This is a genomic window from Streptomyces flavofungini (genome assembly GCF_014650815.1).
GTDB lineage: Bacteria > Actinomycetota > Actinomycetes > Streptomycetales > Streptomycetaceae > Streptomyces > Streptomyces flavofungini.
Genome location: NZ_BMVR01000005.1, coordinates 562,710 through 576,476, shown reverse-complemented (window position 1 = coordinate 576,476; position 13,767 = coordinate 562,710). Strand labels below are relative to the sequence as shown.

General features: G+C 70.5%; 10 protein-coding genes and 1 riboswitch. Of the genes, 1 reads left to right on the top strand and 9 read right to left on the bottom strand.

Annotation, left to right across the window (positions count from 1 at the left end; genetic code table 11):
- Positions 1 to 8: 8 nt before the first annotated feature.
- Positions 9 to 2,525, top strand: coding sequence for an ABC transporter permease (locus IE274_RS15970; protein ID WP_190116375.1), 2,517 nt, complete (start codon positions 9 to 11; stop codon positions 2,523 to 2,525).
- A 112-nt stretch (positions 2,526 to 2,637) separates the two neighbouring features.
- Here the strand turns inward: IE274_RS15970 and IE274_RS15965 are convergent, their stop codons facing one another.
- The 9 genes from IE274_RS15965 to IE274_RS15925 form a co-directional block, all read right to left on the bottom strand.
- Entirely contained in the window at positions 2,638 to 3,954 is a 1,317-nt protein-coding gene (locus IE274_RS15965; protein WP_190116374.1) for a class I SAM-dependent methyltransferase, read from the bottom strand.
- A 221-nt stretch (positions 3,955 to 4,175) separates the two neighbouring features.
- Complete coding sequence (locus tag IE274_RS15960; RefSeq protein ID WP_190116373.1) at positions 4,176 to 5,576, bottom strand: NAD(P)/FAD-dependent oxidoreductase; 1,401 nt, start codon at positions 5,574 to 5,576, stop codon at positions 4,176 to 4,178.
- A 414-nt stretch (positions 5,577 to 5,990) separates the two neighbouring features.
- Positions 5,991 to 6,935, bottom strand: coding sequence for a Ppx/GppA phosphatase family protein (locus IE274_RS15955; protein ID WP_190116372.1), 945 nt, complete (start codon positions 6,933 to 6,935; stop codon positions 5,991 to 5,993).
- A gap of 266 nt (positions 6,936 to 7,201) precedes the next feature.
- Positions 7,202 to 7,726 carry a DUF501 domain-containing protein gene (locus tag IE274_RS15950; protein ID WP_190116371.1) on the bottom strand — a complete coding sequence of 175 codons (525 nt, stop codon included), beginning with the start codon at positions 7,724 to 7,726 and terminating at the stop codon, positions 7,202 to 7,204.
- A 74-nt stretch (positions 7,727 to 7,800) separates the two neighbouring features.
- Entirely contained in the window at positions 7,801 to 8,313 is a 513-nt protein-coding gene (locus tag IE274_RS15945; RefSeq protein WP_190116370.1) for an FtsB family cell division protein, read from the bottom strand.
- Positions 8,314 to 8,433: 120 nt separating this feature from the next.
- Complete coding sequence (gene eno / locus IE274_RS15940; RefSeq protein WP_190116369.1) at positions 8,434 to 9,720, bottom strand: phosphopyruvate hydratase; 1,287 nt, start codon at positions 9,718 to 9,720, stop codon at positions 8,434 to 8,436.
- Positions 9,721 to 10,074: 354 nt separating this feature from the next.
- Positions 10,075 to 10,809 carry a LysM peptidoglycan-binding domain-containing protein gene (locus tag IE274_RS15935; RefSeq protein ID WP_190116368.1) on the bottom strand — a complete coding sequence of 245 codons (735 nt, stop codon included), beginning with the start codon at positions 10,807 to 10,809 and terminating at the stop codon, positions 10,075 to 10,077.
- A 4-nt stretch (positions 10,810 to 10,813) separates the two neighbouring features.
- Positions 10,814 to 10,998: riboswitch (cyclic di-AMP (ydaO/yuaA leader) on the bottom strand.
- A 203-nt stretch (positions 10,999 to 11,201) separates the two neighbouring features.
- Positions 11,202 to 12,308, bottom strand: coding sequence for a transglycosylase family protein (locus tag IE274_RS15930; RefSeq protein ID WP_190116367.1), 1,107 nt, complete (start codon positions 12,306 to 12,308; stop codon positions 11,202 to 11,204).
- A gap of 168 nt (positions 12,309 to 12,476) precedes the next feature.
- A complete protein-coding gene (locus IE274_RS15925) occupies positions 12,477 to 13,763 on the bottom strand; it encodes a cytochrome P450 family protein (protein WP_190116366.1) in 1,287 nt (428 codons plus the stop codon).
- Positions 13,764 to 13,767: the final 4 nt, after the last annotated feature.

The following is a 13,767-nucleotide window of genomic DNA, read 5'->3' as shown; positions in this document are numbered from 1 at the left end:
TCACTCTCATGTTCCGTACCGCTCTGCGCAATGTGCTCGCGCACAAGGCCCGGCTGTTGATGACCGTGCTCGCCGTCATGCTCGGCGTCGCGTTCGTCTCCGGCACCCTGGTCTTCACCGATACCTTCGGCTCCGCCTACAAGAACAAGTCGGCGAAGAGCTTCGACCACGTGTCCGTCGCCATCAAGCCCGACGGCGGCACCCGGGACGACGGCCAGGAGGCCAAGCAGCCGGAGCGTCTTACGGACTCCCTGCTCGACAAGGCCGAGAAGCTGCCCGGCGCCCGGTCGGCACTCGGCAGTGTCTCCGGCTTCACCGCCCTCGCCGACAAGGACGGCAAGCTGGTCGGCAGCGAGTGGGGCACCACGGGCTCCAACTACTTCCCCGGCAAGGACGGCAAGGACCCGCGCTACGACTTCAGCGACGGCGCCGCCCCGAAGCGGGCCGGTGACATCGCCCTGGACAGCCGCACCGCCGACCGCACCGGCTACAAGGTCGGCGACACGGTCCGCTACTCCACCGACGGACCGGTGCGCACCGCCAAGGTCAGCGGCGTCTTCGACACCGACGACGGCAGCGTCGTCGCGGGCGGCAGCCTCGTCGTCTTCGACAACGACACCGCGCGCAAGGTCCTCGGCAAGTCCGAGTACGACGAGATCGACGTGAAGGCCGCCGCCGGTACCTCCGAGACCGCCCTGAAGGGTGCCGTCGAGAAGATCCTGCCGAAGGACACCGAGGCCGAGACCGGTGTCTCCCTCAAGGACGAGCAGGACCGCCTGATCGAGCAGAACACCAGCTCCATGAGCCAGGTGCTGCTGATCTTCGCCGGGATCGCGCTGTTCGTCGGCATCTTCATCATCGCCAACACGTTCACCATGCTGGTCGCCCAGCGCACCAAGGAACTGGCCCTGATGCGCGCCGTCGGCGCGTCCCGCCGCCAGGTCACGCGCTCGGTCCTGATCGAGGCGTTCATCGTGGGCCTGGTCGCCGCCGTCGCGGGCTTCGCGCTCGGCATCGGCGTGGCCGTGGGCCTGGAGGCCCTGATGAACGCGGGCGGCGCCTCGCTGCCCGACGGCCCGCTGGTCATCGGCCCGACGACGATCATCACGGCGCTGCTCATCGGCGTGGTCGTGACCATGCTCGCCGCCTGGCTGCCCGGCCGCCGCGCCGCGAAGATCCCGCCGGTCGCCGCGATGAACAGCGTGCACGCCTCGCCCACCACGCGCGGCCTGGTCGTGCGCAACACCATCGGCTCGCTGCTCGTCGCCCTCGGCGTGGTCATGCTCTTCATGGACGACAACTACGTGAAGTCCGGCGGCGCCGCGACGATCCTCGTCGGCGTCATCGTCCTCACGCCGCTGCTGTCCCGCCCGTTCATCGCCGCCGCCGGCCCGCTCCTGAAGCCCTTCGGCGTCACCGGCAAGCTGGCCCGCCTGAACTCGGTCCGCAACCCGCGCCGCACGGCCTCCACCGCCTCGGCCCTGATGATCGGCCTGACCCTCATCACCGCGATGACCGTCGTCGCCGTCTCCATGGGCAGCGCCATCAACAAGATGGCCGCCGACTCCCTGAAGGCCGACTACGCCGTCTCGATGGCGAACTTCCAGCCGCTCACCCCCAAGGTCCACGACCAGCTGGCCAAGCTCCCCGAGGTCGAGGCCAGCAGCGCCCTGCGCACCACCTGGGGCGAGGCCGACGGCCGCGACACCCGGATCTCCGGCGTCGACCCCAAGGCCTTCGACAAGCTCGTCGGCCTGGACTTCACCAGCGGCTCCGCGGCCGGGCTCAAGGGCAACGCCGTCCTCGTCGACAAGGAGACCGCCGACGCCAAGGGCCTCAAGGCCGGTGACACCGTCCCGGTGAAGTTCGACGACGACAAGACCACCCGGCTGAAGGTCGCGGGCGTCTACAAGTCCAACGAGATGCTCGACGGCCTCTTCGCCCCCACCCCCGTCGTCACCCCGCACCTGTCGAAGATCCAGGACCAGCAGGTCCTGCTGAAGATGAAGGGCGGCGTGTCCGACAAGGCCGAGGACGCCGTCGTGAAGGCCCTCGGCGACAACCCCGCCATCAAGATCCAGGACAAGGACGACATCAGCAACGAGGTCGGCGGCGCCATCAACATGCTGCTGAACATGCTGTACGGCCTGCTCGCCATGGCGATCCTCGTCGCCGTCCTCGGTGTCATCAACACCCTGGCGATGTCCGTCTTCGAGCGGAAGCACGAGATCGGAATGTTGCGCGCGATCGGGCTCGACCGCGCGAAGATCAAGCAGATGGTGCGCCTGGAGTCGGTCGTCATCTCCCTGTTCGGCGCGGTGCTCGGCGTCGGTCTCGGCCTCTTCCTCGGGTGGGTCGCCGGAGACAGCATCTCCGGCAGCGTGACCACGTACTCGATGGAGATCCCCGTGGGCCGGATCGCGATCTTCCTCGCCATCGCGGGCGTGGTTGGTGTGCTGGCCGCGGTCTGGCCCGCGCGGAGCGCGGCTCGCCTCAACCCGCTGCAGGCCATCAAGTCCGAGTGACGCCTGCGCTGAGCTGAGCGGGGCCCCGGGGTGAACGCACCCCGGGGCCCCGCCGTCGTCATCCGGGGGCTTCGCCTCCTGCCCCCCTTTGTCGCCGCTTCGCGGCTCGTCCTCAAACGCCGGACGGGCTGGATTCCCTCCATGTCCTCGACCTCAGCGGCATCCCTGATCCACCCCTCTCCGGCGTCCGTACCGCAAGGACCTGGTTGACCCCTATGCGGTTGCTCTCGAAGGCCAGGGCCGATGCCGCCATGTAGAGGCGCCAGACGCGGGCCCGGCCCGGGGTGGTCAGGCGGACGCCGTCCTGCCAGCGCTGTTCCAGGCGGGAGACCCAGTGGCGCAGGGTGAGGGCGTAGTGCTCGCGGATGGACTCGACGTCGCGGACCTCGAAGCCCGCGCGTTCCAGGAGGCCGACGGTGGTGCCGAGCGGGGCGAGCTCGCCGTCGGGGAAGACATAGGCGTCGATGAACTCGTCCACCGAGTAGGCCGTCTCGTCGGCCTGGGGGCGGCGGGCGATCTGGTGGTTCAGGAGGCGGCCGCCGGGCTTCAGGAGGGCGTACAGGTCGTTGGCGTAGTCCAAGTACCGCTCGGCGCCGACGTGTTCGGCCATGCCGATGGAGGAGATGGCGTCGTACGGGCCGTCGCGCACGTCGCGGTAGTCCTGGACGCGGATCTCGATCCGGTCGGTGAGGCCCTCCTGGGCGATGCGCTTCCTGGCGTACGCGGCCTGCTCCTGCGAGAGCGTGACGCCGATGACGCGCACGCCGTGCTCACGGGCCGCGTGGATGGCCATGGAGCCCCAGCCGCAGCCGACGTCCAGGAGCCGCATGCCGGGCTTCAGGCCGAGCTTGCGGGCGATGAGTTCGAGCTTGTCGCGCTGGGCGTCCTCCAGGCTGGACTCCGGGGACTCCCAGTAGGCGCACGAGTAGACCATCGAGGGGCCGAGCACCAGCTCGTAGAAATCGTTGCCGACGTCGTAGTGGTGGCTGATGGCCTTCTTGTCGCTGCCCTTGGTGTGCCGGTGCGGCCTGCCGGGCCTGCGCGTCTCCTCGCGCGGCACGGGCGGCGGCACGAACGGCGCGGCGAGCGCGAGCAGCGACCGGGCGGCGGCGCGGACCTGCGGGTCGCGCAGCTTCTCGGCGAGGCCCGGGGCGTCGTCGGAGCGCTCCCAGATGAACTCGGCGAGCAGATCGAGCACCGCGTACAGGTCCCCGTCGACATCGATGTCCCCGGCCACCCACGCCCGCGCGAGGCCCAGCTCGCCCGGCTTCCACAACAGGCGGCGCAGGGCGCGGCGGTGGCGTACGACGAGGGTGGGGGCGCCCGGCGGCCCCGCCTCCGAACCGTCCCAGGCCCGGATCCGAACCGGCAGCTCGGTTCCCACCAACTGCTCGGCAAGATTCTGCAGCCGCAGTGCGGCGTCCTGCATGGCGCACACCTCCGTGATCACAACCCGGAACGGAACGGTCCAACACCACGTAAACACCAACGGGCCGCCCGCGCAGTCCCGTTGCATCGTTACGAATATGCAAAATGCGTGCAGAGGGCATCTAGCGACTGCCGGGAATGCCGAAAGGGCCCCCGCACCACGGATGGCGGGGACCCTTTCACGCTGTACTACGGGCCGTCAGACGGCCTCGGCCTGGGCCGTCAGGAGGCCTTGGCCTTCTCCTCGACCGGAGCGGCCGGGACCTCGGCCTTGGCCGCGGGCTTCGGGGCCGGCTTGGCGGCCTCGTAGAACTCCTCGCGGGGCGTCTCCATGGCGCCGAGCGAGACGACCTCGCGCTTGAGGAACATGCCCAGCGTCCAGTCCGCGAAGACGCGGATCTTGCGGTTGAACGTCGGCATCGCCATGCCGTGGTAGCCACGGTGCATGTACCAGGCGAGACGGCCCTTGAGCTTGATCTTCATCTTGCCCATGACGATCATCGCGACGCCCTTGTGCAGGCCGAGGCCCGCGACCGCGCCCTTGTTGGCGTGGCTGTACTCCTTCTGCGGGAAGCCCCGCATGCCGGAGATCACGTTGTCGCCGAGGACCTTGGCCTGGCGCAGCGCGTGCTGGGCGTTCGGCGGGCACCAGGCGTTCTCGTTGCCCGCCTTGCGGCCGACCATGTCCGGCACCTGGGCGTTGTCGCCCGCGGCCCAGATGTAGTCGGTGCCCTGGACCTGGAGGGTCGTCTGGGTGTCGACGTGGCCACGGGGGCCGAGCGGCAGACCGAAGCGCGCGAGCGCCGGGTTGGGCTTGACGCCCGCGGTCCACACGATGGTGTTGGAGTCGACCTCGAGGCCGTTGTTCAGGACCACGTGGCCGTCCACGCAGGAGTCCATGCCGGTCTTCAGGTAGACCTCGACGCCGCGGCCTTCCAGGTGCTCCTTGCCGTAGGCGCCGAGCTTCGGGCCGACCTCGGGGAGGATCTTGTCGGCGACGTCGACGAGCAGGAAGCGCATGTCCTCGCGCTTCACGCTCTTGTAGTACTTGGCCGCGTCGCGGGCCATGTCCTCGACCTCGCCGATGGTCTCGGCACCGGCGAAGCCACCGCCGACGAAGACGAAGGTGAGCGCCTTGCGGCGGACCTCCTCGTCCGTCGTGGAGTCGGCCTTGTCGAGCTGCTCGAGCACGTGGTTGCGCAGGCCGATGGCCTCCTCGATGCCCTTCATGCCGATGCCCTGCTCGGCGAGGCCGGGGATCGGGAAGGTGCGGGAGACCGCGCCCATCGCGATGACCAGGTAGTCGAACGGCAGCTCGTACGCCTCGCCGACGAGCGGCGCGATCGTGGCGACCTTGCGGTCCTGGTCGATGGTCGTGACCCGGCCGGTGAGAACTTCCGCCTTGGGCAGCACGCGTCGCAGCGGGACGACGACGTGCCGAGGCGAAATGCTGCCGGCCGCGGCTTCGGGGAGGAAGGGCTGGTACGTCATGTACGAGCGCGGGTCGACGACCGTGACGGTCGCCTCTCCGTAGCGCATCTTCTTCAGAATGCGTCGAGCTGCGTACAGGCCTACGTACCCACCGCCTACTACGAGGATCCTGGGACGCTCCGTGGTGCTCATGCCATCGAGTATCCACCCCCTCCCGGGGGGTCGCTCGTGCGCCCCTTCACAAGCATGGGTGGGGCCTCTGCTACACTTCGCCGCCCACGTGACGGAGGTCATGACCTCACGGGGGAACCACCGCCCCGCGCGAGTCGTTGTCAACCCCTCGTGAGCTGCCGCTCCTGGCTCCGGCGCCCGGTGGACCACACCCTGGTTCACACCCCGGCAACACCCCGGAAGCGCTCCCGGCACCCGCCTTCGGGCCCTCCCCCCGCCCGTTCCCGGGCCGAACTCCTCAAAACCTCGCCCAACAGGGCCGATTTCCTTGTGAAGAACTTCACGAACTTTCTCGGCGGAGCCCCGGAAGGAGGCATTCCAACCCCCTTCCGGGCCGCTCAGACGTCGTCCGGAGCGCTCAGCCGATCAAGGTACTCAGGCGATCGACCAGGCGATGCCGTCGAGGATGTCGTGCTCGCTCACGACGAGTTCGGTGGCCCCGGCCCGCTCCATGATCGCGAGCAGCACGAGGACGCCCGCCGCGATGACGTCGACGCGGCCCGGGTGCATCACGGGGATGGCCGCGCGCTCGGCGTGCGTGGAGCGCACGAGCATGTCGGCGATCTCCGCGACGCGGGCGTACGGGAAGCGGGAGTGGTGGATCGCGGCGGAGTCGTACGCGTCCAGGCCCAGCGCGATACCGGCCACCGTGGTGACCGAGCCCGCGAGGCCCACGAGGGTGCGGGCCGCGCGCAGCGGGACGGTTTCCTCGGCGAGGTCCAGGGCCGCCTCGACGTCCGCGCGGATCGCGGCGAGCTGGGCCTCGGTGGGCGGGTCCGCGGAGACGACGCCGCCGCGCGCGAGGTGGCGCTCCGTCATGCGTACGCAGCCGACGTCCACGGAGCGGGCCGCGCGGACCTGGTCGTCGCCGACCACGAACTCCGTGGAGCCGCCGCCGATGTCGACGACCAGGTACGGGCCCGGCATGTCCGCGTGGCCCTTGAGTTCCCTGGTCGCGCCCGTGAAGGAGAACTCGGCCTCCTGGTCGCCGCTGATCACCTCCGGTTCGACGCCGAGGATGTCGAGGACGCCGCGGACGAAGTCGTCGCGGTTCTCGGCGTCCCGGGAGGCGGAGGTGGCGACGAAGCGGAGGCGCTCCGCGCCGTGTTCCTTGATGACCCCGGCGTACTCGCGGCAGGCCGCGAACGTCCGCTCCAGCGCCTCCGGCGCGAGCCGTCCCGTCCTGTCCACGCCCTGCCCCAGCCGGACGATCTCCATCCGGCGGTCCAGGTCGACGAGTTGGCCCGTCGCCGGGTCGGCGTCGGCCACGAGCAGGCGGATCGAGTTGGTACCGCAGTCGATGGCTGCCACGCGGGTCATCGGGGTTCTCCTAGTCGTTGACGGTGCCGTGGGCCGGGGCTCTGCCCACCCTTCCCCAAGCTCTCGGCTTCGCTCGAGCAGGGGATGCCCCTATCGCCCTCTGGGCGGCCCAGCTGCCCACAGGGTGGGACGGACAGCGGCTGAGGCTGCCCACGGCCGGGCGAAGCCGGGAGGCGGCTGGCCGCTCGCGTCGAACGGCCTGCCGACGCGGGTGGGCGGGGAATGCCCGCCGCGGAGCGGTGGGCCGGGGCAGCTCCGGTGCCGGGTCAGGCGGAGTCGGCGCGGCCCACGCACGGGCCCTTGCGCCACCACTCCGGCAACATGGCAATGGCTTCGTCGCCGAGCGGGTTCACCCCGGGGCCCGCGGCCAGTGAGTGGCCCACGAGGACGTGCAGGCACTTCACGCGGTCGGGCATGCCCCCGGCCGACGGGAAGCCCTCAAGGACCTCGATGGAGTCGCGCCGGGCGATGTAGTCCTCGTGGGCGGCACGGTACGCGGCGGCCAGCTCGGGATCGGTGGCGAGCCGCTCCGTCATCTCCTTCATGACCCCGTTGGCCTCCAGCGTGCCGATGGCGGAGGCGGCCCGCGGGCACGTCAGGTAGTACGTGGTGGGGAACGGCGTGCCGTCGGGCAGCCGCGGCGCCGTCTCGACCACGTCCGGGTTGCCGCAGGGGCAGCGGTGGGCGATCGCGCGCAGACCGCGCGGCGGGCGCCCGAGCTGCTCCTGGAACGCGGCGATGTCGGCGTCCGTGGGCGCGGTGGACTCGGTCTGGGGCGGGGGCGTCTGCATGCCTGTCTTTCGGTTCGATCGTTCGGTTCTGCGACGGGGTTCCAAGGTAGAGGGGCCGACCGGTGCGGGGCACGTCAGTCCCGGTCGGCCTTGTCGGCGCTCCCGGCACGGTCGGCGTTGTCGGCGTTGTCGACGCCGTCCCACACGTTCGCGTACCAGGGCCGGTCCGCCGCCCCCTCGTCCCCGCGGTGGTCCGCCGCGGCCGCGGGGTCGATGACGGTGAACCCGGTCTCGCCCGGCAGCACGTAGTGCAGCCGGTCCCGGACGCGCTGCTCGGCGTACGCGTCGTCCTGCCAGCGGGCCTTCTCGTCGCGCAGCCGCTCGACGTTCTCGCGGTGCTCGGCCTGCTTCTGGCGCTGCTCGGCGATCTCGGCGCGCTGGGACACGTACTGCCGTATCGGATAGGCGAGCGCCACGACCAGCGAGCAGACGACGAGCACCAGGAGCGCGGCGCGGCCGGTGAGCCGGGAGCGGCGGGCCTGGCGCTTGGTCTGCGAGCGGTAGACACGCTCGGCGGTCTGCTCGCCGAGCAGCTTCAGCCGGGTGGCGGTGGAGAACCGGTCCTTGTCCCGGACTTTCCCAGCCATGCCTCTCGCCTCCCCAGTACGCGCGTACGTCCCCGCACACGGTACGGGACCGAGTACGAGGACGTACGTACGACTGGCTAGGGCTTGGCCCCCGAAGCGGCTCAGCCCTTCAGGTGGAGCTCAGCCCTTGAACCGCGGGAACGCCGAGCGGCCCGCGTACACCGCCGCGTCGTCGAGGATCTCCTCGATGCGGAGCAGCTGGTTGTACTTGGCGACGCGGTCCGAGCGGGCCGGGGCGCCGGTCTTGATCTGGCCGCAGTTCACGGCGACGGCGAGGTCGGCGATGGTGACGTCCTCGGTCTCGCCGGAGCGGTGCGACATCATGCACTTGAAGCCGTTGCGCTGGGCCAGCTCGACGGCGTCCAGGGTCTCGGTCAGCGAACCGATCTGGTTGACCTTCACCAGGAGGGCGTTGGCGGAGCCCTCCTCGATGCCGCGGGCGAGGCGCTCGGGGTTGGTGACGAAGAGGTCGTCGCCGACGATCTGGACCTTGTCGCCCAGCTTGTCGGTGATGACCTTCCAGCCCGCCCAGTCGTCCTCGAACAGCGGGTCCTCGATGGACACGAGCGGGTACGCGGCGACGAGCTCGGCGTAGTACTCGGTCATCTCGGCGGCCGAGCGGGACTTGCCCTCGAACTCGTACTTGCCGTCCTTGTAGAACTCGGACGCGGCGACGTCGAGCGCGAGCGCGATCTGCTCGCCGGGGACGTAACCGGCCTGCTTGATGGCCTCGACGATGAGGTCGAGGGCGGCGCGGTTGGACTCCAGGTTCGGCGCGAAGCCGCCCTCGTCGCCGAGGCCGGTGGACAGGCCCTTGGTCTTCAGGACCTTCTTCAGCGTGTGGTAGACCTCGGCGCCCCAGCGCAGCGCCTCGGAGAACGACTCGGCGCCGATCGGCGCGATCATGAACTCCTGGATGTCGACGTTGGAGTCGGCGTGCGACCCACCGTTGAGGATGTTCATCATCGGAACGGGCAGCAGGTGCGCGTTCGGGCCGCCGAGGTAGCGGAACAGCGGCAGGTCGCTGGCCTCGGAGGCCGCGTGGGCGACGGCGAGGGAGACGCCGAGGATGGCGTTGGCGCCGAGCGAGCCCTTGTTGTCGGTGGCGTCGAGGTCGAACATCGCCTGGTCGATCAGGCGCTGCTCGGTGGCGTCGTAGCCGACGAGCTCCGGGCCGATCTGCTCGATGACGGCGAGAACGGCCTTCTCGACGCCCTTGCCGCCGTAGCGGTTGGCGTCTCCGTCACGCAGTTCGATGGCCTCGAAGGCGCCGGTGGAGGCGCCGGACGGGACCGCGGCGCGGCCGGTGGACCCGTCGTCGAGGCCGACCTCGACCTCGACCGTGGGGTTGCCTCGGGAGTCCAGGATTTCCCGGGCTACGACGACGTCGATGGACGGCACGAGCATCTCCTTATGGGATGTGACGCTAGGGGCGCATGGCGTGCACCACTGGGGGCGCGGGCTTGCGCATGGCTTGCATGGTCTTCATCGGCCCTGCGTCTCCTGAGCCTAACGGGCCCGGGAGCTTCGGCCAGCCGACCGCCCGCCCCGTGGGACGGCCATCGGGCCAATTCCCAGGGAATCCGGACGTAACCCAAGGTTCTTACCGACCGGTAGCTTCGCCCTGGGCGTACTCCCGGACCGGGACACCCGCCGCGCGGCCGCCCCCGGACAGCACCTCGCCCCGGTGCGTACGGGGGGTACGCACCGGGGCGAGGGAGACCCGTGGGGACGGGGAGGGCGAGGCGGCGGGGCTCAGCGTCAGCTGAGGTGCAGCTGCTGGCCCGGGTAGATCACGTCGGCGTCGGCGATGATGTCGCCGTTGAGCTTGTACACCTTGTGCCAGCCGCCCTTGACGTCGTGCTCCTCGGCGATCTTGGAGAGGGTGTCGCCGGTCTTGACCTTGTACTCGCCGTCGCCCTTCTTCACGACCTTGCCGGTCGGGGTCTCGACGGTCTTCTTCGACTCGGTCTGCGGGGCGGCCTGCTGCGGCTTCGGCTGCGGCTTGGCCTGCTGCTGGGGCTGGGCCTGCTGCTGCGGCTGCTGCTGGGGCTTGGCCTGCTGCTGGGGCTGCTGCTGCGGCTTCGGCTGCTCGGCACCGCCACCGTTGTACGCGGCGCCGGTGAGGCCCACGCCACAGCTCGGCCAGGCACCCTTGCCCTGGCCCGCGAGGACCTTCTCGCCGATCTCGATCTGCTGGGCCTTGGTGGCCTGGTTGGCGGTCGCGGCGTACTTGGTGCCGCCGTACGCGGCCCAGGTGGAGGCCGAGAACTGCAGACCGCCGTAGTAGCCGTTGCCGGTGTTGATGGACCAGTTGCCGCCGGCCTCGCACTGGGCGACCCGGTCCCACTGGTCGGCGGTGGCGGCGTTGGCGGTGCCGGCGGCCATCAGCGGGGCGGCGACAGCGGCGCCGGTGACGCCGACCACGGTGGCGGCACGGGTGGCCTTGTCGACAGCGGTCGGACGGCGGTGCTTGCCCTTGCCGGAAAACAGCATGGAGTGATCCCCTCACCGACGCCTGCGAGGTGAGCTGTCGGGTTCGGGCGGGTGAGTGCCCGGTCGTACGGCTTCCGCACGACTTCACCCCTAGCCGGTCCTCCTCGCGTCGCACGGCTGCTGCCGTTCAACGCGCGGGCCCGGCGCTTACCTTGGGTCCCCCGCTCCTGCCTTCGGCGCTCGAAGCGACGACTGTTCCCGTCCGGCCGTTGGCAGGATTCGGCGTACCGACCGGCGGGGCCCGCTGTGGCGAGCGGTCACGACCGTAGACAGGCAATCACCGGAATTTCAAAGACGATCAGGGCTTCTGAGACCCATCTCTCACTTGCCTCTCACCGTCTTTAACCCGGACATTCAACGCGAACCGCCGGTCAACTTCCGCCCTGGAATGTCTACTTCCGGTCTGCTTCGGCGGCCTGGTCCGCACTCAGGTCGAGTCGCTGACCGGGCAGGATGAGATCCGGGTCACCGCCGACGGTGCGCTTGTTCTCGGCGTACAGAGTGGACCAGCCGCCGTCAAGGTCGTGCCGGTCGGCGATCTGCGAGAGGTTGTCGCCGGAGCGGACCGTGTAGGTGCTCGCGGGGTCGGTCGCGTCACGCGCGTCGCGCCCCTCACCGCGCGACGCGTGGCGTCCCGCGGAACCCGCGTCGCCCTTCCCGCTCTTGTCGGCCTCGTCGGCACTGGAGCCGCGGTGGCGGCCCGAGGGGGAATCGGACGACGGGTCCTCGGAGTCGTCGGAGCCCGATGGCTCGCGGCCCGCCTCGGACTCGGCGTCGGGCGAAGCGGTGCCGCCGTCGCCGGACTTGCCGTCCTCGTCCGCGCCCCGCTCCCCCTTGTTGCCCTTCTTGCCGCTCTCCTTGCCCTTTTCGGCGTCGTCACCCTCGCCGGTCGAGCCGGAGTTGTCGGGCTTGCGGTGTTTGCCGCTTTCCTTGCCCGTGGCGTCCTTGTCGTCCGCGCCGACCGAGTCCTTGGCGTCCTCGGCGTCCTTGGCGTCCTCGGCGTCCTTGTCGCTCTTCTCGCCGTCCTTGTCGCTCTTGCCGTCCTTCTCGTCCTTGGCGTCGTCGGACGGCTCGGCGGACTCGGTCGGCGCGACCGGGAGGCCCGGGTCGACGTCGGCGGCCTTGCCGTCCTTGCTGAGGCCCGCGGTCGGGCCGCAGTTCGGCCACGCGGCGGGGCCCTGGTCGGCCAGGATCTTGTCGGCGACGGCGATCTGCTGGGAGCGGCTCGCCTGGTCGGCGCTCGGCGCGTAGGCGAGGCCGCCGTAGTTCTCCCAGGTCTCCTGCGTGAGCTGCAGGCCGCCGTAGTACCCGTCGCCCTTGGCGCTCCACGCGCCGCCGCTCTCGCACTCCGCGACCTTGTCCCACGTCGTGGCGTCCGCCGCGTGCGCGCCCGTGGCGCCGAGCAGCGGGATGGCGATGGCGGATCCGGTGACGCCCGCCGCGACGACTATCGCCGGGGCCTGACGGGGACGGCGGTGACGGCCTTGACCGGAGAGCATGCACGTGCCTTTCGAGCGACGACAAGAACGGCTGTGACCCATGGTGCCGAGGGGTGCCGAGCCGTCGTGAACGTAGCCGCAGTCGAACGTCAGTCACAAGTCGATGCAGCGCAGATCACGTGAAAGTCACAGTCTTGACGGTACGTCAGACGAGTGCCGGACGCCCCGTCAGCGGCCGGGCGGCGTGAACGTCACCGGCAGTGTGCGCAGGCCACGCATGATGAGCCCGCCGCGCCACCGCAACTCCTCCGGCTCGACGGCCAGTTGGAGGTCCGGCAGTCTGCGTAGGAGCGTCGCCAGCGCCGTCTGGCCCTCCAGCCGGGCCAGCGGGGCGCCGAGGCAGTAGTGGATGCCGTGGCCGTATCCGAGGTGCTGGTTGTCGACCCGGGACAGGTCCAGGAGATCGGGGTCGGGGAAGCGGGCCGGGTCGCGGTCGGCGGCGGCGAGGACGACCAGGACGGGGTCGCCCGCGGCGATGTCCTGGCCGCCGATGCGCAGCGGTTCGGTGGCGAAGCGCCAGGTGGCGAGCTCAACGGGCCCGTCGAAGCGGAGCAGTTCCTCGACGCCGGTCTCCAGGAGCGCGGTCTCCCCCGCCCCCAGGGAGCGCTGCAGCTCGGCGCGCTGCTCGGGGTGGGTCAGCAGCGCGTACGTCCCGTTCCCGATGAGGTTGACGGTCGTCTCGAAACCGGCGAAGAGCAGGATGAAGGCCATGGCTGCGGCCTCGTTCTCGGTGAGGTGCTCGCCGTGGTCGGAGGCGCGGATGAGCCCCGAGATGAGGTCGTCGCCCGGGTCGGCCCGCTTGCGGTGGATGAGGTCGGCGAGATAGTTCCGCATCTTCTTCACCGACCGCGCGACCCCGCCCCGGGGGCCGCCGCCGTGCCGGATCATCATGCCCGCCCAGTCCCGGAAGTCGTCCTGGTCCTCGCGCGGGACGCCCAGCAGGTCGCAGATCGCGTAGATGGGGAGCGGGAAGGCGAACTCGTGGATGAGGTCGGCTTCGCCCTTCTCCCCGAACCGGTCGATGAGCTGGTCCGTCAGCTCCTGCACGCGGGGCGCGAATTCGGCCACCCGGCGCGGGGTGAACGCCTTCGACACCAGGCGGCGCAGGCGGGTGTGGTCCGGCGGGTCGATGTTGAGCAGATGCGTCATCAGCTCGGCCTTGCGCTCGCCCGGGATGCCCGTCTTGCCCTTGGCGTGCGCGGGTTCGTCGTGGTGCGCCGGGTTCTTGCTGAGCCGCTGGTCGGCGAGGGCCTGCCGGGCGTCCGCGTACCGCGTCACCAGCCAGGCCTCCACCCCGCTCGGCAGCTCGGTGCGGTGCACGGGGGCGTGCTCGCGGAGCCAGGAGTACGCGGGGTAGGGGTTGGACGCGAACTCCCACGTGAAGAGGTCGGGCGCGGAGGGCCGCGGCGCGGCGGGGCCGCCGTGGGGGCAGGCGGACGGGGGCTGGTCGTGCATGGGT